At 71.4% G+C, this 18,743-nt stretch carries 18 protein-coding genes; 8 read left to right on the forward strand and 10 right to left on the reverse strand.

Annotated features, from left to right (window positions below; all coding sequences use genetic code 11):
- Positions 1 to 15: 15 nt before the first annotated feature.
- Together ACLQ25_RS15930 and ACLQ25_RS15935 are read left to right on the forward strand one after the other, a co-directional pair.
- Positions 16 to 582, forward strand: coding sequence for a hypothetical protein (locus ACLQ25_RS15930; protein WP_425731644.1), 567 nt, complete (start codon positions 16 to 18; stop codon positions 580 to 582).
- A gap of 73 nt (positions 583 to 655) precedes the next feature.
- A complete protein-coding gene (locus ACLQ25_RS15935; RefSeq protein ID WP_425731645.1) occupies positions 656 to 1,210 on the forward strand; it encodes a dihydrofolate reductase family protein in 555 nt (184 codons plus the stop codon).
- Positions 1,211 to 1,242: 32 nt separating this feature from the next.
- On the opposite strand, the gene ACLQ25_RS15940 is transcribed toward ACLQ25_RS15935, so the two are convergent.
- Positions 1,243 to 4,284, reverse strand: coding sequence for a BTAD domain-containing putative transcriptional regulator (locus ACLQ25_RS15940; protein WP_425731646.1), 3,042 nt, complete (start codon positions 4,282 to 4,284; stop codon positions 1,243 to 1,245).
- A 109-nt stretch (positions 4,285 to 4,393) separates the two neighbouring features.
- Here ACLQ25_RS15940 and ACLQ25_RS15945 point away from each other — a divergent pair, with 109 nt between their 5' ends.
- Positions 4,394 to 5,161 carry an alpha/beta fold hydrolase gene (locus ACLQ25_RS15945; protein WP_425731647.1) on the forward strand — a complete coding sequence of 256 codons (768 nt, stop codon included), beginning with the start codon at positions 4,394 to 4,396 and terminating at the stop codon, positions 5,159 to 5,161.
- 162 nt (positions 5,162 to 5,323) lie between these two features.
- Here the strand turns inward: ACLQ25_RS15945 and ACLQ25_RS15950 are convergent, their stop codons facing one another.
- Together ACLQ25_RS15950 and ACLQ25_RS15955 are read right to left on the reverse strand one after the other, a co-directional pair.
- Positions 5,324 to 5,512 carry a hypothetical protein gene (locus tag ACLQ25_RS15950; RefSeq protein WP_425731648.1) on the reverse strand — a complete coding sequence of 63 codons (189 nt, stop codon included), beginning with the start codon at positions 5,510 to 5,512 and terminating at the stop codon, positions 5,324 to 5,326.
- 142 nt (positions 5,513 to 5,654) lie between these two features.
- Positions 5,655 to 6,596 carry a GlxA family transcriptional regulator gene (locus ACLQ25_RS15955; RefSeq protein ID WP_425731649.1) on the reverse strand — a complete coding sequence of 314 codons (942 nt, stop codon included), beginning with the start codon at positions 6,594 to 6,596 and terminating at the stop codon, positions 5,655 to 5,657.
- 53 nt (positions 6,597 to 6,649) lie between these two features.
- On the opposite strand from ACLQ25_RS15955, the gene ACLQ25_RS15960 reads away from it, so the two are divergent.
- The 3 genes from ACLQ25_RS15960 to ACLQ25_RS15970 all read left to right on the forward strand — a co-directional run bounded on the left by ACLQ25_RS15960 (position 6,650) and on the right by ACLQ25_RS15970 (position 10,021).
- Positions 6,650 to 7,246 (forward strand): DJ-1/PfpI family protein, encoded by a 597-nt coding sequence (locus tag ACLQ25_RS15960; RefSeq protein WP_425731650.1) that lies wholly within the window; start codon positions 6,650 to 6,652, stop codon positions 7,244 to 7,246.
- Positions 7,239 to 7,913 (forward strand): maleylpyruvate isomerase N-terminal domain-containing protein, encoded by a 675-nt coding sequence (locus tag ACLQ25_RS15965; RefSeq protein ID WP_425731651.1) that lies wholly within the window; start codon positions 7,239 to 7,241, stop codon positions 7,911 to 7,913. Before ACLQ25_RS15960 ends, ACLQ25_RS15965 begins: the two co-directional genes overlap by 8 nt.
- Before the next feature lie 254 nt (positions 7,914 to 8,167).
- Positions 8,168 to 10,021, forward strand: coding sequence for an adenylyl cyclase (locus ACLQ25_RS15970; RefSeq protein ID WP_425731652.1), 1,854 nt, complete (start codon positions 8,168 to 8,170; stop codon positions 10,019 to 10,021).
- Positions 10,022 to 10,079: 58 nt separating this feature from the next.
- Here ACLQ25_RS15970 and ACLQ25_RS15975 read toward each other — a convergent pair whose 3' ends face one another.
- From ACLQ25_RS15975 to ACLQ25_RS16000, 6 genes are all read right to left on the reverse strand, one after another.
- Positions 10,080 to 11,552: an acyltransferase family protein gene (locus ACLQ25_RS15975; protein ID WP_425731653.1), complete on the reverse strand. Its 1,473-nt coding sequence runs from the start codon at positions 11,550 to 11,552 to the stop codon at positions 10,080 to 10,082.
- Between the two features lie 127 nt (positions 11,553 to 11,679).
- A complete protein-coding gene (gene wecB, locus ACLQ25_RS15980) occupies positions 11,680 to 12,840 on the reverse strand; it encodes a non-hydrolyzing UDP-N-acetylglucosamine 2-epimerase (RefSeq protein ID WP_425731654.1) in 1,161 nt (386 codons plus the stop codon).
- A 6-nt stretch (positions 12,841 to 12,846) separates the two neighbouring features.
- A complete protein-coding gene (locus ACLQ25_RS15985) occupies positions 12,847 to 13,710 on the reverse strand; it encodes a choice-of-anchor P family protein (protein WP_425731655.1) in 864 nt (287 codons plus the stop codon).
- Between the two features lie 6 nt (positions 13,711 to 13,716).
- Positions 13,717 to 15,246, reverse strand: a complete 1,530-nt coding sequence (locus tag ACLQ25_RS15990; RefSeq protein WP_425731656.1) for a glycosyltransferase — start codon at positions 15,244 to 15,246, stop codon at positions 13,717 to 13,719.
- Complete coding sequence (locus ACLQ25_RS15995; protein ID WP_425731657.1) at positions 15,236 to 15,781, reverse strand: hypothetical protein; 546 nt, start codon at positions 15,779 to 15,781, stop codon at positions 15,236 to 15,238. The genes ACLQ25_RS15990 and ACLQ25_RS15995 overlap by 11 nt, the downstream gene beginning before the upstream one ends.
- A complete protein-coding gene (locus ACLQ25_RS16000) occupies positions 15,778 to 15,927 on the reverse strand; it encodes a peptidase (RefSeq protein WP_396798679.1) in 150 nt (49 codons plus the stop codon). The genes ACLQ25_RS15995 and ACLQ25_RS16000 overlap by 4 nt, the downstream gene beginning before the upstream one ends.
- Positions 15,928 to 16,115: 188 nt before the next feature.
- Here ACLQ25_RS16000 and ACLQ25_RS16005 point away from each other — a divergent pair, with 188 nt between their 5' ends.
- Together ACLQ25_RS16005 and ACLQ25_RS16010 are read left to right on the forward strand one after the other, a co-directional pair.
- Positions 16,116 to 17,165 (forward strand): LCP family protein, encoded by a 1,050-nt coding sequence (locus ACLQ25_RS16005; RefSeq protein WP_425731658.1) that lies wholly within the window; start codon positions 16,116 to 16,118, stop codon positions 17,163 to 17,165.
- A gap of 67 nt (positions 17,166 to 17,232) precedes the next feature.
- Entirely contained in the window at positions 17,233 to 17,664 is a 432-nt protein-coding gene (locus ACLQ25_RS16010; RefSeq protein WP_425731659.1) for an ankyrin repeat domain-containing protein, read from the forward strand.
- 161 nt (positions 17,665 to 17,825) lie between these two features.
- On the opposite strand, the gene ACLQ25_RS16015 is transcribed toward ACLQ25_RS16010, so the two are convergent.
- Positions 17,826 to 18,689 (reverse strand): TylF/MycF family methyltransferase, encoded by an 864-nt coding sequence (locus ACLQ25_RS16015; protein WP_425731660.1) that lies wholly within the window; start codon positions 18,687 to 18,689, stop codon positions 17,826 to 17,828.
- Positions 18,690 to 18,743: the final 54 nt, after the last annotated feature.

The following is an 18,743-nucleotide window of genomic DNA, read 5'->3' on the forward strand; positions in this document are numbered from 1 at the left end:
CGTTATCCTGCGCTGGTGGACGTCACGGCGCAGGGTGAGCGGCTGGCCGCCGACCTGGGCCGGTCCCTCGCCGAGCTGACCTTCGTCGACCTGGACACGGACGAGGTCACGGCGCTGGTGATCGACGCGGTGGTGCGGTGGGCCAGGGCGCAGGGCTGGCGGGTCTACCGGCGGGCGCGCAGCGTGCTGCCGTTGCCGCCGCCGATGCAGCAGCGGCACTCGGTCCTCGACGTGGCGTGCGCCCGCCCGGACGGGCCGCCGGTGGTTCTGGAGGTCGACCACACCGACCGCGCCCGTACGGTCCAGAAGCTGACCGCGGAGGCGGACGCCGGGCGGATCCCCATCTGGGTGCGCTGGGGCGTCGGCCGGTTCACCGTCCCGCCACCACCGGTGGCGATGGTGACCGTCGGGGTCACCCGACGCCCCGGGCCGGCCGGGCGGGGACGCCTGCACAGCCGCGTCGACGACCGGCCCGCGCCGGAGCACTCGGCCGGCGGCGGCACGGCGGCCCCGCAGGCGCTGCCGATCCCGCTGGTGGAGCCGCTTCCGGACCCGCTTTCGGACCCTCGCAAGGGCATCTGAAGCGAATCGTAAGCGGGGCCCGGCAGTGTCCTGGGTGTCACCGGAGAACACGACCGACACCCAGGAGATACCGATGCGCAAGCTCGTCAACTCGACCTACATCACCCTCGACGGCGTCATCGAGAACCCGATGTGGACCGCGCCGTACTTCGACGAGGAGGCCATGGGCCTCGCCGGCGAGCTGACCGACGCCGCCGACGCGATGCTGATGGGCCGGGCCACCTACGACGGCATGTCCGTCGCCTGGCCGCAGCAGGACGAGAGCGACCCGAGGACCGGCGCGGCCTACTTCAACAACGTCAAGAAGTACGTCGCCTCGACCACCCTCACCGACCCCACCTGGAACAACACCGAGGTGCTCCAGGGCGACCTGGTCGAGGCGGTCCGCACGCTCAAGGCCCAGGACGGCAGGAACATCATCCAGTACGGCTTCGGCTCGGTCACCGCCCAGCTCGTCGACGCGGGTCTGGTGGACGAGGTCCGCTTCTGGATCCACCCGGTGTTGCAGGGCGCGTCCAGCGTGACGTCGCCGCTGAACGACTTCACGGCATCGTTCGACCTGGTCGACACCCGGGTGCACAAGAGCGGCGTGATCGTCGCGACGTACCGGCCGAAGAGCGCCGCCTGACTCCTCGCCGGGGCCGTCGCCCGACGGTCGCCTCAGAGCTGGGCCCGGGCCTCGCCCGGGCTCAGCTTCGTGCCCTCGGCGACGAGCGCGTCGAAGCGGTCCGGCCCGAGTGCGGCCCGCAGTCGCCGGGTCACGCGGTCGATCTCGTCACGTTCGGCGGGCGCGCACGGCGAACGGGTGGCCAGTCGGGCGGCCGTCGCCGCGCCGAGCAGCCGGGCCGCGACCTCCGGCACGCGTACCGCCGACGCCATCCCCTCCAGCGCGAAGATCGCGTCCCGGGGCGCGGCCATCGCCTCGGCAGCCTCGAACGCCTCGACGTGCAGGGCCAGCGCGGCGTCCGGGTCGCCACCCTGCTCGATCGCGTGCCCCAGCTCGACCAGGACCGGCGGCAGGTACAGCGCGGTCTGCGCCTCCGCGCGCCCCCGCTCGGCGAGGTTGCCGAGGTGGGTGACGGCCAGGTCGAGCTTGCCGTCGCGGCGGGCGGCCAACCCGAGGCTCAGCTCCGCGAAGACCAGCGCGCCCGGGGCGTCCTGCTGCACCGCCAGGTGGTACGCGCGTTCGGCCAGCTCCCGGGCCTGCGGATAGTCCCGGGTCTGCACCGCCAGCCAGGCCAGCCAGGACAGTTCGGTGCACACCTGCGGCCACAGCCGTAACTCCTCGGCCCAGCGCAGCCCTTCGGCGTGCAGCGCGGCGGCGCGTTCGTGGTCGCCGCGCATCTCGGCGAGCCCGCCCACCCACTCGGTGGCCTGGAGCCGGCCCCACCGGTCGCCGATCTCGGCGAAGAGCGTCGCGCTGCGGGTCGCCGTACGCTCCAGGGTCGCCTGGTCACCCGCGACGTGCGCGATCTTGGCCTGCGAGGCGAGCACGGCCGCCTCGGTCCACGTGTCGACGTCTGCCGGCATCAGCTCCATGGCCAGTGCCAGGTCACTGTGCTCGATCAGCGCGTTCGCCGCGAACCACGCGCCCCGGCCGCCCGGGTCGCCGGCGACTGCCGCCCGGACGTCGGCCGGCGCGACCGCGGCGCCCCGCAGCAGCGCGAACCCGACCCGCCAGAGGGCTGCTCTCCGCTCCTGTTCCGGGTCGCCGGTGACGGCGAGCGCCCGGCCCGCCTCGGTGAGCCGGCCGCGCAGATACCAGTACCAGCTCAGCGCGACCGCCAGTCGCAACCCGCCCCCGTGGGTCAGCGCCGCGCGCAGGTTCGCCGTCTCGGCGTCCAGCAGCGCCAGCCACCGCCGCTGCTCGGGCCCGCGCAACTCCGGGTCGGCGCGCTCGGCCAGCTCGGTGTAGTAGCCGGCGTGCCGCGTCCGGACCTCGTCGGCGTCGTCCAGGCGGTCCAGGCAGAACGCGGCGACCGATTCGAGCAGCCGGTAACGCGGCCCGTCCGGTGCGTCGTCCAACACCACCAGCGACCGGTCCACCAGCCGGGCGAGGGCGTCTAGGTCGGTGCGGCAGACCAGCTCGGCGGCCTCCGGCGTGCAGCCGTCGCGGAACACCGCGAGCCGGGCGAGCACCTGCCGGTCGGCCTCGTCGAGCAGGTCCCAACTCCAGCCGATCACCGCGGTCAGCGTCCGTTGGCGCGGCGGCACGTCGCGCTGCGGGGTGCTGAGCAGCCGGAACCGGTCGTCCAGGCGTTCCACCACGCCCTGCACGCCCAGGGCGCGGACCCGGGTCGCGGCCAGCTCCAACGCCAGCGGGAGACCGTCCAGGCGACGGCAGAGCTGGGCGACGGCCGGCGCGGTGCGCTCGTCGAGGCGGAAACCGCGCTGCTGGGCGGCGGCGCGGGCGGCGAACAACCGGGCCGCCGCCGAGCGCCGGACCGCGTCCGGGTCACCGTCCGACGGCGGCAACGACAACGGGGGTACGTCCCAGAGCAGTTCGCCGGTCAGGCCGAGGGGTTCCCGGCTGGTGGCGAGCACGCGCACCCCGGGCGCGTCGCGCAGCAGCCGGGCGACCAGCGCGGCGACCGCCTCGACGACGTGTTCGCAGTTGTCCAGGACCAGCAGCAGGTGCCGTTGGCGCAGCGCCGTGACGAGCCGGTCGGTGGGGGACAGGCTGGCGCCGGCGGCTTCGCGAACGTCCAGCGCGCCGAGCACCTGCTCGGCGACGCCCGGGTCGCCCGCCGGCAGCGGCGCCAACTCGACCAGCAGGACGCCGTCCGGCGGAGACTGGGTACGGGCGGCCTCGGTGGCCAGCCGGGTCTTGCCGACACCACCCGGCCCGACCAGCGTGACCAGGCGCTGCCCGGGCAGCAGGGCACGCAGCTCGGTCAACGCCTCGGCCCGGCCGACCAGCTCGTCGAGCTGCGCCGGCAGGCTGTTGCGGATGATCGCGGCCTTCGGCGGCGCACTCAGACCGGCGTCCTGTTCGAGGATGCGGCGGTGCAGGGCAACCAGTTCGGGGCTCGGGTCGAGGCCCAGCTCGTCGGCGAGCCGATCCCGCAGGTCGGTGTAGCTGTCCAGCGCCTCGGACTGGCGGCCGGCCGCGTACAGCGCGCGGAGCTGCACCGCCCGCAGCCCCTCGTGCAGGGGATTGCGAGCCACCAGCTCGGCCAGGTCGGCGGCGGCCAGGTCGTGCTCGCCCCGGGCGACCCGCGCCTCGGCCAGTCGCTCGTGCACGGCGAGACGCTGCTCGGCGAGGCGGGTCGCCTCGGCGCGGACGAACTCGGCGTCGGCCACGTCGGCGTACGCCTCGCCCCGCCACAGCGCCAGGGCCTCGGTCAGCCGGCCGACGTCGGTGTGCCGGGCCAGTTCGGCGAACCGGTCGGCGTCGACCGTCCCGGCCCGCAACAGGTAGCCGGGCGCGCGGGACTCGACCAGGTCGCGGGCACCCGGCTCGGCGTCGTTGAGCGCCTTGCGCAGCTGCGACACCCGCACCTGGAGCGCCCCGGTGGGGTTGGCGGGGGAGTCGTCACCCCACAGGTCGTCGATGAGCCGGTCGGCGGAGACGACCTGATTGCGGTTGGTGAGCAGGTCGGCCAGGAGGACGCGGACCTTGGCGCCGGGCACCACCACCGGCTCGCCGGCGTCCGTGGTGACGGCGAGCGGCCCGAGCACCCCGAACTGCACGGCGGTCATCTTAAGCCGGTGTCGACATCCCCGGTCGGACCGAAGGCTTCGGCACAGTTCCGAACGCCGGTAAGCCGACCTGAAGCGGACCGTAAGCGGGCCGGCGCACCGTGTGGGCATGGACATCTACCACGAGACCCACGGCGCCGGCGAGGGCCGGCCACTGCTGCTCATCCACGGCGCGCTCTCCGGCATCGGCACCTCGTTCGGCACGATCCTGCCGCTCCTCGCCCGGTCCCGGCGGGTGATCGCCGTAGAGTTGCAGGCGCACGGCCACACCCCGGACGTCGACCGTCCACTGACCGTCGAGCACTTCGCCGCCGACGTGGTCGAGCTGCTCGACCGCCTCGGTGTCGCCCAGGCCGACGTGTACGGGTGGAGCATGGGCGCGGCGGTGGCGCTGCGCCTGGGCACCCACCACGCCGACCGGGTGGGGCGGCTGGTGCTCGCCTCGGTGAGCTTCGACGACGCGGGCCTGCACCCCGGACTGCTCGACGGCATCCAGGACCTGCGACCGGAGCACCTGCACGGGTCGGAGTTCCACGACGAGTACCTGCGCACCGCCCCGGACCCGGCCGGCTGGGCCAACCTGGTCACCAAGATGAAGGTGCTGGACGCGAACCTGCCCCGCTGGACGCCCGAGCAGATCGCGGCCCTGTCCGTACCCACCATGATCGTGCTGGCCGACGCGGACATCATCCAGCCCGAACACGCGGTACGGATGTTCCGGCTGCTCGGCGGCGCGGTGCCCGGCGACCTGACCGGCCTACCCGCCTGCCGCCTGGCCATCCTGCCCGGCACCACCCACACCACGATCCCGCACCGCGCCGACTGGCTAACCCCGATGATCGACGAGTTCCTGGCCGAGCCGGCGCCAGCCCGGTGACCCACACTCCTCGCGGCCCGGGCTGCGGCGTCGATCATGGACTTGTGGTGGCCACTTTAGCAACCAAAGTCCCTTTTGCACGCCACCACAACTTCATGATCGACGGAGCGGGAGGCGGAGCGGGAGGCGGAGCGGGGGCGGAGCGGGGGCGGAGCGGGTGGGTTACGGCTGTTCGGGGGAGCGTCGGAGCCACAGCCAGGCGCCACCGAGGCCGCACGCCACGCCGACAACCGCGATCGCCGTTCGTGCCGCCAGCGGGGCGTCGTCCAGGAACGGCGCGGCCTTCGAAGCGGCCAGGCTGAGCAGTGCGACTACCAACAGCAGTCCCGCGACGGTCCGATCACGCGTCATGGTTGCTCTATATAGCAGCAACACGCCCAAGCTCTTCGTGCGCCTCCTGCGGCGATCTTGCACTTTCTGCGGTGATATAAGGCGCGAAAGCCGCAGAATGTCGACACGAAGTGCAAGATCGCGGGGAGGTGGGGGGCGGGGCTCAGGGGTGGAAGGCTTGGCGGTAGGCCGTGGGGGTGGCGGCGAAGGCCCGGCGGAAGTGGGCTCGCAGGTTGGTGGCGGTGCCCAGCCCGGTCCGTCGGGCCACCTCGTCGATGGTGACCGTGCCGTCTTCGAGCAGACCACACGCCGCCCGTAGTCGTTGCTGCGTCAGCCATGCCTGCGGGCTGAGGCCGAAGCGCCGCCGGAAGTTGCGGTGCAGCGTACGGGTGGACTGGTGGCCGCGCCGGGCCAGGTCCGCAACGGTCAGTGGCAGGTGCAGGTGGGCTGTCGCCCATTCGGTGACCAGCGCCAGGTCACTGTCGTCGGTCGGTTGGAGGGGAATGAACTGCGCCTGACCGCCGGCTCGGTGCAGTGGTGTGACCATGACGCGGGCGCGCTCGATGGCCGCCGTCTGGCCGTGGTCCCGGCCGACCAGGTAGAGGCACAGGTCGAGGCCGGCGGCCAACCCGGCGCTGGTCAGCACCCGGCCTTCGTCGACGTACAGTGCGTTCGCGTCGACGGTGACCCTGGGGTGTTCGCGAGCCAGCGCCTCGGCATGGACCCAGTGGGTGGTGGCCCGCCGGCCGTCGAGCAGCCCGGCCTGGGCGAGCGCGAACGCGCCGGTGCAGATCGACGCGACGCGAGCACCCCGGTCGTCTGCAGCGACCAGGGCGTCGAGGGCTCGGACCGGCGCGGGTCCGCGTCTGAAGCCGGGCACGATGACGGTGTCCGCGTGGCGCACGGCCTCGAGGTCACCGTCGACCGTCATGCCGAGTCCTGCCGTTGTCGTCGGCACCGCACCGCCGTCCGGGGAGCAGATGGTGGTCGCGTAGCGGCCCTGGCCCTCGTGCCCGAAGACGTGCGTCGCGATGGTCAGGTCGAAGGCGACGACGGGCGGTAGGGCGAGTACGGCCACCCGGTGCGTGGCGGATTGCTTGTGCACGGTGGCAAGAATGCCACTCGCCAGGGCCGGCGGCCGGACGAGATCCTGACCGGGTGCGAGTAGAGATCGTGGTGTTCGACGGCTTCGACGAACTGGACGTGTTCGGCCCTTTCGAAGTGCTGGCGATGGCGGGATTCACCGTCGAACTGGTCGCGGTCGAGCGGCCGGGGCCGGTACGCAGCATGCGGGGCGTGAACTTGCACGTGCCAACGGTGCTCGGGCCGGCCGACGGCATCGTCGTATCGGGTGGGGGCTGGCTCAACCGGGCCGCGGCGGGGTCCTGGGCGGAGGCGCAGCACGGGGTGCTGCCTGCCCGGCTGGCCGAGCTCGCACCCGCGACGCGCTGGATGGCGTCGGTGTGCACCGGTAGCCTCCTGCTCGCCGCCGCCGGACTGTTGACCGGCCGACGGGCGACCACCAATCGCAACGCGTACGAGGAATTGCGGGCGTTCGGTGTCACCGTCCTCGACCAGCGGGTGGTCGACGACGGGGACCGCATCACGGCGGGCGCTCTCTCCGCTGGGCTGGACCTGGCCCTCTGGATCACCGAACGCGAGCTGGGCGTCGTCACCGCGGATCGGGTCGCCGCGACGATCGAGTACCAACGAGCGGTCAGAAGCGTCGGCGGCACAATGGTGGACGATGACTGACCCTGCCCTGTCCGTCCTGGGTCGCGAGATCGACGCGTTTGTCGGTGCGCTGGCTCAGGTGTCGGCATTGGGGTGGGAGCGGCCGACGCGCTGCGACCCGTGGCGGGTACGCGACGTGGTGGGGCACGTTATCGTCGTACTCTCGCGGGTGCCGGACATGGTCGCCGCGCCTGCTCCCGAGCGGGCGGTGACCACCGCCGCGGGTTACTACCGCGCGGACGGGCGGTTCAGCGACGACACGAACGACGAGCGGGTACGGACGGCGCAGCGTCGTGCGGCCGACCCGGACGCGGCCACCCTCGTGCGGGATCTCGCGAACATTGGGCGGACCGTCGTCGAGGTGTGCCGCGAGGAGCCCGTGGACCGGGTGGTCCGGACCCGGCACGGCGACGCCATGCTGCTGTCGGACTTCCTGACGACCCGCCTCGTCGAGGTGGCCCTGCACGGGCTCGACGTCGCCGACGCGCTACCCCACGAGCCGTGGCTCACCCCGGCCGCCACCGAACACCTGTTGCGCCTGCTCTTCGGCTCACAGTGGCGGGTCGCGGTCAAGGCCACCGGAGACCCGATCACCCTCCTGCGCAAGGCGACCGGGCGCGAACCCGTCACCGCCGACGATCGCCGCGCCCTGGACCACCTGGGCCTGCGCCCCCTGACCCTGGGCTGACCACCACGGGGCCGCCGGCCTCCCCGGCAGCAACTTCGGGGATGTTGCTGCCTCCGGCGCGTCTCAGGCAACAACATCCCTGATGTTGTGACGATCTTGAACGCGACTCGCGGCGCGGTCCATTCTCGGCTCCACCGTGGACGTCGTCGACCGGGGCGATGGCGTACGGGGCGTCGAGCGGGTAGAAACGGGGTCAGAGAGCGCTCTCACCGTCGAGTGCGCCCATGGTCCGCCCAGTGGATAGGACGAACCACATGACGAGCCCGTCCCGACGTACCTTCACCCTTGCCCTGCTGGTGACCGCCGCCGTCACCATGAGCGGCACCGCGGCCAGCGCCGGCCGCCCGACGCACAGCACACCCGATTTCGGGCCGAACGTGACCATCTTCGACCCGTCCACGCCGGTCGGGGAGATCCAGCAGACCCTCGACGCCGCGCACGCCCGCCAGGTCGACAACGAGATGGGCACCGAGCGGCACGCGTACCTCTTCAAGCCGGGCAGCTACGGCACGGCCGAGCAGCCGTTGCAGGCGAAGGTCGGCTACTACACCGAGGTCGCCGGCCTCGGCGCGTCCCCCACCGACGTCGCCGTCAACGGCAAGATCGAGGTCTACAACCGTTGCCTCGCCGATGGCGGCACCGGCAACTGCCTCGCGCTTGTCAACTTCTGGCGCACCCTGTCGAACCTGTCGCTCACCGTCAACGCCGCCGGCCAGGACGGCTGCCGCTCGACGGCGAACTTCTGGGCCGTGTCCCAGGCGGTCTCGATGCGCCGGCTCAACATCACCGGCGGCGGACTGTCCCTGATGGACTACTGCACGGCCGGCCCGCAGTACGCCAGCGGCGGCTTCATCGCCGACTCCCGGCTGCCCGCCACCACCAACGGCTCCCAGCAGCAGTGGCTCACCCGTAACAGCGAGGTCGCCGGGTGGTCCAACGCGGTGTGGAACCAGGTGTTCGCGGGCGTCGAGGGCGCCCCGGACGACGCGACCTTCCCGGACCCGCCGTACACCACCCTCGACACGACCCCGGTGAGTCGGGAGAAGCCGTACCTGTTCGTGGACGCCAAGGGCCACTACAACGTGCGGGTGCCGGCTGCCCAGCGCGACAGCCGGGGCGTCTCGTGGGCGAACGGAATGACCCCCGGACGGACCATCGGCATCGACGACTTCTTCATCGCCAAGCCGTCCGACCCGGTCCGCGTGATCAACGCGCAGCTCGCGCGCGGCAAGCACCTGCTGCTCACCCCCGGCGTCTACGACATCGCCCGCACCATCGAGATCCGGCGGGCCAACACGGTGGTGCTCGGCATCGGCCACGCCACCCTCACCGCCGTGAACGGCGCCGTCCCGCTGGACGTCGCGAACGTCCCCGGTGTCATCGTCGCGGGCGTCACGATCGACGCCGGTACGGTCGAGTCGCCGGTGCTGCTGCGGGTGGGCCGGCAGCACGGCCACGACGCCAGCAGCGCGGCCAACCCCACCACGCTGTCCGACGTGTACTTCCGGGTCGGCGGCCCGCACATCGGCCGGACGAACACCGCCCTGGAGGTCAACAGCGACAACGTGCTCATCGACCACACGTGGGTGTGGCGCGGCGACCACGGCGTCGAGGGCTTCACCGAGGGCGTCAACGGCGACACCGACCGCTGGCGTACCAACACCGGTCGGTACGGCGCGGTCATCAACGGCGACCACGTGACCGCCACCGGCCTCTTCGTCGAGCACTTCCAGCGTTACAACACCGTCTGGAACGGCGAGCACGGCACCACGGTCCTGTACCAGAACGAGCTGCCGTACGACCCGCCCACGCAGGCCGACTGGATGAACGGCCCGGTCGAGGGCTACGCCGGCTACAAGGTCGGCGACCGGGTACGCCACCACGACCTCTACGGCGGCGGGGTGTACGTGTTCAACCAGAACAACCCGTCGATCCACACCGAGAACGGGTTCGAGGTGCCGAACCGGCCGGGTGTGCGGCTGCACCACATCATGACCGTCAACCTGAGCGCCGGCACGATCGACCACGTCGTCAACGGCGTCGGCGACGCGGCCGACATGACGAAGGTCGGCGTGCCGGTCTACCTCGCGCAGTACCCGACTTCGTAACGCTTTCAGGCGTACCGAAGGGGGCCGGAGCCGGCGTGCGGCTCCGGCCCCGGCGGTGTCACTCAGACGGCGTGGTGGCGATGGTCTGGCTGTGCTTCGACGGCGCGGTCACGGCCGGAATGCCCGGTATCTTGCTCTCCGGCCTGACCGCTGTCGTGGCCCGGCTCGGCGGGACCAGGAACGTCAGGTCCGGCGTGCCGGACCGGTTGGCGCGGCGCAGCGCGGCCCCCGCCTTCGGAATCGGCTGCGTCGACCGGCCGTGCCGCGCGCCGGCCTGGTGCCGGCCGGTCGATGGGCGTGTCTCGGCCCTCGCAACGCCCACCGGGCCGGTGGCGCGCTGCGGACGTTGCCGGGCGGCCTGGTTGGCGACCCGGTGCCGGGCGCGTCCGCTGCCGGTCTTGAACCCGAGTGCGGGACGTTCGACCAGGTGCCAGGAGAGGGCGGCGCACAGGACGCTGCCGAGCAGACTCAGCACGATGTAGCCGATGATCCCGAACCGGGTGCCGCCGAGCAGAGCGACCATCTGCTGCACCGGGAAGCCGTAGATGTAGATGCCGTACGTGTAGTCGTTCCGGCGGCTGATGTGCGACCACCTCTTGGGCAGCGCGACCGCCGCGAACAGCACGAGGTAGGCGAACGCCGGGAGACCGACCGCGAAGAATCCGCCCAGCCACAGCGAGCCGACCAGCGTGACGGCGGCCAGCACGGCCAGCCGGGAGTTCACGGGGACCCGGTGTGCGTACAGGCGTGCGGCGGCTCCCAACAGGAACAGGAAGCCGAGCATCAACGTCCAGTCCGCGGCGAACGCCCCGATCAGCGGGAACGGCCCGACCGCGCCGTGCTGGGGCGGCCGGGAGCTCCAGCCGGGCGCCGCGAAAAAGTCCGCCAGGATCAGGGCGTAGCAACCGCCGGTCAGCACGAGCACCGCGCGAGGGGCGCGGTGCAGCACTGAGGTCACCATGAGGACGGCGACGACGGCGTACAGCGCCAGGTCGTACCGCAGTGTCCACAGTGAACCGTCGAAGGCGCTCGGTCCGCCGACAATCTGTCCGTACGGGGTGTCGGCCAGAAGCCCGGAGATGGGGAACTGCTCCATCGAGGCGATGACGTTGGTCGTGACGTAGTCGAACGGGCCGTCCGGGTGCCCCCAGAACCCGTCGAGGTTGCCGTTCTCGTACAGCGCCGCCAACGGGGCGAACACGAACGCCGTGACCAGCAGGCAGACCCACAAACCGGGGAACACTCTCAGCACTCGGGCGCGGACGTACTGGCGCAGTGTGGAGCGCAGGGCACTGTCGGCGATGAGGAAGCCGGAGATCAGGAAGAAGCCGTACAGGCACATGGTGCCGAGGTCGCTCTGCCGGCCGAACGTCGCCGCGCCGATGTTCGCCCGGCCGAAGCCCAGCGGCCCGGTGTGCGCGATGATCACGCCACAGGCCATCGCCAGGCGTAGCACGCCGAAGGCGTTGTGTTGGGCGGAGAACCTGCTTTGCAGAGTCGGGGACTGCTGCCCGTTGAACAACGCCTGCACCTGACGACTCCTTCGATCACTGATCAGTGAGAACCTCGGCGCGGAACGCTGCCGATCGATGGGTCAATTATCAGGTGATCGAAGAGGTTTGTCCCAGAATTCTAACGATTGTCCGAATTCGTGCGTGTCAGGTTGCGGCCCCGATCGTCCGGCGGACCTGCGTGACGCGCCGAGCCGACACGTCCAGGAGCCGCGCCATGGCGGCGACGCACCGTTCGGCCGCCCGTCCATCGCCGAACGGCGAGCCGACCGCCGACGCGCGTGGTGTGGCGAGGTGCCGGAGGCCCGCCGACAGCAGCAGCTCCGGATCGGTGCCGACCAGCTCGCCCCGACCCGCTGCCAGAGCCTCCGGACGTTCCGTGGTGTCCCGGGTGACCAGCAACGGCACTCCCAGGGTGGCCGCCTCCTCCTGAAGGCCGCCGGAGTCCGTGACGACCAGGTCGGCCATCCGCAGCAGCCCGACCATCTGCGGGTAGGCCAGCGGCGGGGTGACCCGCGTGTTGGCGATGCCCGCGAGGCCCGCGCTGACCTCGGCGCTGAGGCGGGGATTCGGGTGGGCGACCATGACGACCTGCACGTCGGGGCGTTGCCGTGCCAGACGGCGCAGCCCGTCTATCGTGGCCGCCACCCCCTCGCCCCAGTTCTCCCGGCGGTGCGCGGTCGCCACCACCAGCTTGCGGGTCGGCTCGACCCAGGCCGGTGGCCGGGCCGCGCCGCGCTCGATCAGGTCCTCGAGCGCGTCCACGACGGTGTTGCCGGTCACCGCGATCGCCTCGGCGGCGATGCCCTCGGCCAGGAGGTTCGCCCTGGCGGCTTCCGTGGGCGCGAGGTGCAGCGCGGCGATCCGGGCGAGCATCGCGCGGTTCGCCTCCTCCGGGAACGGCCGGTCCAGGTCGTTGGTCCGCAGGCCGGCTTCCAGGTGCACGATGGGGATGCGCCGCCAGAAGGCGGCGGTCCCGCCGGCCAGGGCGGTCGTGGTGTCCCCCTGCACCACGACCGCCGCTGGACGGTGGTGTGCGAGCAGGTCGTCGACCCCCGTGATGAGGGCCGCCGCCAACTCCGCAAGCGAGCCGCTGCGCCGTTGTGGGCGCAGGCTCACCTCGGGGCGGAGGCCGAACGGGAGGAGTGCCTCGGCGACGCGTCCCGGTTGTTGGCCGGTGTCCGCCACCCGCACCGTGAACCTCGGATCATCGAGGAGACGGCGGATCAGAGGCGCGGTCTTCACACCCTCCGGCCTGGTGCCGGCGAGAATCAGGACCTCTCGTGTCGTCGACCTGCTCGCACACATGGTGGGTCAGCTCCTGGCGGTCGCGCGGCGACGCCGGTAGAGCGAGAACCCGCCGGTGGTGCCGGCCACGAGCGCGCCGATACCGAGTGCGAGCGGAGCCCCGGCGAGCGGGATCACCGGGATGGGCGGCGCGACCGCGTTGGCCCCGCAGTTCGACGTGCCGATGGTCACGCCCGCCAGCGCCCCGCCGAGAGCCGTGAGGTTCAGCGCCGTGACGCTGAGCTGACCGACGCCCGAGCTGGACTGCGCGTTGAGGGTCAGGTTGAGCAGCCCCGGAACGTTCAGCCCGGTGTTCGGCGCCGGGTTGACCGGCAGGCTGAGCAGCGTCGTCTCGATGCCGAGCAGCGTCGACGTGATCCGGGCGTTGACCAGGCTCGTCGAGCCCGTTGCCGACGGGCTGCTGGTGGCCGTGCACTGCGAGGTGATGGCGTCGGCCACCAGGGCGATCGTGGCGAGGCCGCTGGTTCCGAGGGTCAGGGTGACCCCGGCACCCGGTGTGACGAGGCACGACCCACCGGGACCGATGGTCACCGTGCCGCCGACGCCGAGTACGCCGGCGCAGGCCGCCGAGGAGCCGTCGTTGAAGGCCCTGACGTTCTGCGCCAACACCCCGGCGGTGATGACGGTCTGTCCGCCGAGCACACCCAGCGGGGGATTCTGGTTACCGGAGATCGACTCGGTGGTGCCGTCGTTGGTCGCCGACGCGGTGCCGGAACTCGCGAGCCCTCCACCGAGCAGGCTGATCTGCAGCGCGGAGGCCGAGGACTGGGAGGTGTCGGCCAACGCCGGGGAGGCCGCCAGGACGGCCATGGCGAGGCCACCGGCCAGCACCACAGCGGTACGGGCGAGACCGGATCTGACTCGTGGCATAGATGTCTACTTTCTGACGTGGGCGGTTGTGGGGCGGTCTGTGGTGGGGGTGGCGGTCAGGTGCGTGAGGTGGGTCAGGTGGCGGGGCGGCCGGATCGAGCGGGGCCCATCCGCACGGCCCGATCGGCGCGGCGGTTGCACCCGGTTCGGCTGGGTCGGAACGGACACCCGGCCGATGGCCCGGACCGGAGTCGACGGTGCCGGCGGGTCGGCGGCGCGGGCGGTCTTCTGCCAGTCGGTGCGGGCGGTCACCATGCGGGCGAAGGCCAGCCAGACCGCGAGCGACTGGGCGTAGCTGTAGAGCCAGTGGCAGACGCCGAGCAGCAGAGCCTTGCCCACCGACAACTGCGGCTCACAGCGAACCCGGTAGACGACTCCCCACAGGGCGAACGGTCCGACGCCGAAGACGAGCACCAGCGGCGGTACGCCCCACCCGCCGCTGTCCCACCAGCCGCCCAGCCCGCCGGCGGTGTGGTCGACGTAATAGATCATGACCGCCAGGCAGGCGACGTAGATCGGCGTGCCGAGGAGCTGAGTCCACGGTGCGGCCAGGAAGTGGGCGATCTCCAGTGTCGCGGAGTTTCTGATCCGGGGGGAGCGCAGCACCCGGCCCAGATAGCGGCCACACTGCATCGAGCCCTGAGCCCAGCGGGTCCGCTGCCGCACCAACGGTCCGATCCGGGTCAGCGCCTCCTGGGCCACCCAGCTCTCCGCGCAGTACTCGGTGCGTCCGCCGGCCAGCAGGATGTGCAGGCCCAGCTCGAAGTCCTCCAGCAGGGCGCCGTGCCATGGCGTGCCGTGCTCGGCGGCGATGTCGTTGAGCAGCGACAGGCGGGTGAACTGGCCGTTGCCGCCCATCGCCACGCTGCCGGTGTGCCGGCGCAGGGACTGCATGGCGGCGATCGGCGCGCGGAACTCCATGTCCTGTAGCCGGATCAGCAGCCGTCCCCAGCGACTGACCGCGGTCGCCGGGGCGTACCGGCGCGGCGCGCACTGGAGCATGCGTACCTCCACCTGTACGGCGCCGACGCCCGCTGCGCCGAAGTACTGCCGGCCGGACAGGGCGACGGCCCCCTGTGGGTCGAGCCGGCTGTCCGCGTCCAGGACCCCGACGATCACCCGGCTGCGGTCGACGTCGACCGGAAGCGACTGCTCGATACACCGCCAGGCGGCGTTCAGCGCGGCGCCCTTGCCCTGCCGCGCGTCCGGCAGCTGACGCCGGATGACGTGCACCCGGGGCTGGTCGGCGAACGCGGCCAGTTCGGCGAGCGTGCCATCGTCGGAGGCGTCGTCGACGCACCAGACGGTCACCTGCGGGAAGTCGCCGAGCAGCCGCCGCAGCGTGTCGCCGATGACGGACGCCTCGTTGCGACACGGCACGATGATGTGCCAGTCGAAGCCGTCCGGGCTACCGCCCCGACTACGTCGGGTCTTCAGGTGGAAGACCAGGATGCTCAGCACGTACGCGCAGAAGCTGACGCAGAGCAGGAACGCCGCCGTGTTGAGCAACGCGAGGGTCTGGGTCTCAGCGGACACCGGCGACCGCCCCTCGCATGCGCGTGGTCCGGCTGACCAGGACGATGAACAGGATCGCCACGGCGATCAAACCGGCCGTCGTGATCACGGATCCGATCAGCACGTGGCTGCGCTCGTAGCCGAGCCGGAAGCCCCAGGTCTGCATCGAGACCACCACCGCGGCGAGGCGCACCTGGTTCACCGTGACCAGCAGCAGGGTGGCGATTCCCAGGGCGTTCAGTCCCCGGAACATCGAGATGCGCCGGAACCCGACGAGGGTCGAGGCCAGCACGATCGGCGGTATCAGCAACATGGCGACCGAGCATCCACTGGAGACCATGAAGCCGACCCAGCGCTCGTCGAGCGGGAAGATGACCGCCGCGCCGATCGACCTGGTGTGCGCCAGGCCGACGGCGTCGACCAGGCGGGCGTTCAGCCAGGCCTCGCCGCTGGCGATGTCGTGCCAGCGCCACAGGGTCGCGGCGGCGGCGGCGACGCCGAACAGGATGCCCGTCGCCGCCCGCAGCCATGCTCCCCAGGTGGAGGAGCCTGTCATCGCTCGCGGCCCAGCATGGCGACGAACCACAACGCCAGGCCGAGCACGACCAGGCCGATGCCGACCAACAACCACGACTGGACGGCGACTCCGGTGGCCGCCAGCCCCCCGCCGATGTGTGGACCCTTGGTAGGTCTTCCGTACATGGCCAACCCCCTCGTGAACTCGAAGGTCAGGATGGCATCGGCAGAATCGGGCAAACGGGATAAAAGCCTATAGAGACCCTAAAGGGTGATTAAATACCCCTGGTGTGGGTGACGCCGCGGTGGTCTGGCGGCATCCCTTGCGCCGCAACAGATTCGACGTCCCGACAGGTGGTGCAGAGGTGGTCAAGATGGTGACCGGTACCCGCCGGACGGGCCCGCCGGCAACGTCCCGATGGCGGGCCTTGCCGGGCTGGCAGAAGGCCATGGTCGCGTTGACCGCGATCTTCGCGGTGCTCTGCGCGGGCGTCGTCACGGTCGGCTTTGGTCTGAAGCACCGGTACGAGAGCCGGGTGCAGCGCGAGGACATTCTCGGTCAGGGCACCGGTCCCCGCGACGAGCGCCGCTGGAAGTCGGGGCCCCTCAACCTGTTGCTGCTCGGGTCGGACTCCCGCGACGGTGAGCCGGATCAGGCGCTCTACCCGGGTCAGCGCTCGGACACCATCATGCTGGTGCACGTCAACGCCGCTCGGGACGCGGCCACCATCGTCTCGATTCCCCGGGACAGTTACGTCGACGTTCCCGCGGCTGGAACGGTGTGGTCCGGCGGCCTCAACAAGATCAACGCTGCCTTCGCCTTCGGCGGCGCCGCGCTGGCCGCCGAGACGGTCGCCAAGCTCACCGGCCTACCCCTGGACGGGGTACTGGTGGCCAACTTCGCCGCCGTCCGCAAGCTCGTGGACGCGGTGGGCACCATCAACGTCTGCCTGCCGTACGCGGTCACCTCCTCGGACACGAAAGTCACCTGGACCGCCGGCTGTCACGACCTGGACGGCAGGGCGGCCGACGACCTGATGCGGCAGCGGCACGGCGTGCCCGGCGGCGACTTCGGGCGCATCTACGACCAGCAGCTGGTGGTCCGTGCCCTCGCGGAGCGGATCAGCGCGACGAGTCTGCTCACCAACCCGACCCGACTCGACCGGGTGCTCACCACGGCGGCCGAGTCGCTGGTCGTCGACCGTGACCTCGACCTGGCCGACCTCGCTCTCGCGGTGCGCCGGGTCCGGCCTGAGACCGTCCAGTTCGTCACGGCACCCTTCAGCGACGCCAACCTCCAGACCCCGGCCGGTTCCGCGGTACGGCTGGACGAGGTCAAGGCTCCGGCGCTCTTCGCGGCCGTCCGCGAGGACCGTGTCGCGCAGTGGCTCGCGGCCAACCCGCAGAGCGCGCCGACCAACTGAGCCGCGCACGGACGTATCAGCACGCCGCCGGCTCCCGCACCCAACCCGTTTGCCTACCGTGAAGACCGTGAACAAGCGACAGCGGAAGAAGATCGCCAAGCGCCTGATGGAGGCGGTGCTCCGCGAAGACCCGGCGGCCGCCAGCGCGCTCCTGCGCGTCGGAGCGGACCCCAACGCCGCCGACCGCGAGGGCACGACCCCTCTCTACCAGGCATCCGTGCATGGCGCGGTCGATCTCGTGCGGCTTCTCCTCGCCGCTGGCGCTACGCCGGACACCGAGAGTGGGCACGGCCAGGAGGGAACGCCCCTGTGCGCTGCGGCGGCCTGGGGATACACCGACGTGGTGCAAGAACTTCTCGCCCACGACGCCGACCCGAACCTTCGCGAGGATCGAGGGACCGGCTACTCGCCACTGGACTGGGCGCTACGAGGCGACCACTCACGGACGGCAGAGCTGCTCGTGACCGCTGGCGCCTGCTCCGCCGCCGCTGACACCTGAAACACGCCCTGAACGAGTGGTTCCTGACCTCGTCGAGGCGGACGCGGTCGTGAGCGGTATACCTCAGAGTCATATTGATACCTCTGAGGTATACCGCTCAACAGCACATCGACACGGCGGGCAGCCGAGCGGATCGCCGGCGCCCGTCGGCGACCACTCGTCTAGCGCGACCGCTGCCAGTAGCGGCACGTCCAGTCGACCTGGTGCAGCTCGTCCTCGATGCCGTGCTCGGCACGGAAGTCGTCGACGGCCTGCTTGCATCCGCGTACGGCGTGGTAGTCGTCGATGATCACGTACCCACCGACCGACAGCTTCGGGTAGAGCGAACGCAGCGCCACCATCGTCGAGTCGTAGAGGTCCCCGTCGAGACGCATCACCGCCAGGCGTTCCACCGGCGCGGTGGGCAGCGTGTCCGAGAACCAGCCCTTGAGGAACCGGACCTGGTCGTCGAGGAGCCCGTACCGTTCAAAGTTCTTCATCACCTGCTCCTGCGACACGGCCAGGAAGGGCACCTGCCACAGCGCGTCCTCGACGTCCTCGACCCGCCGAGGATCCGGCTTCGGCAGGCCGCGGAACGAGTCCGCGACCCACACCGTGCGGTCCCGGTCACCGTAGGCGCGCAGCATCCCGCGCATGAAGATGGTCGCGCCACCCCGCCAGACCCCGGTCTCGATCAGGTCGCCGGGCACGCCCCGATCCAGCACGTCCGCGATGCACCGCTCCAGATTGTCCAGCCGGCGCAGACCGATCATCGTGTCGGCCTCCGGTGGCCAGTCCCGGCCGTTGGCCCGTGCCTCCGCGTCGAAGGGGAACTGGAGCACCAGTTCCAGCCCCTTGCGTTGCAGCAGGTGCCGGCCGCGCTGGTAGAGCTTCCCGTGCAGGGAACCGCGGCGCGGCTGGTAGGGCATCCACGTCTCGCGGAAGACGTATCTGGTCAACGCCTTCTTGAGCAGGTCGCAGTAGAGCGCGCGGGGATCGTCCAGCATCGGGTCGGACGACTGGGTCGGCGCCAACATCTCACTCATCGGCAATCTCCTTGTCGGTGTTCCTGATCGGCAACTGGCGGCTCGCCTCGGGGC

It is taken from the genome of Micromonospora sp. DT44 (assembly GCF_049841635.1).
Taxonomy (GTDB): Bacteria; Actinomycetota; Actinomycetes; order Mycobacteriales; family Micromonosporaceae; genus Micromonospora.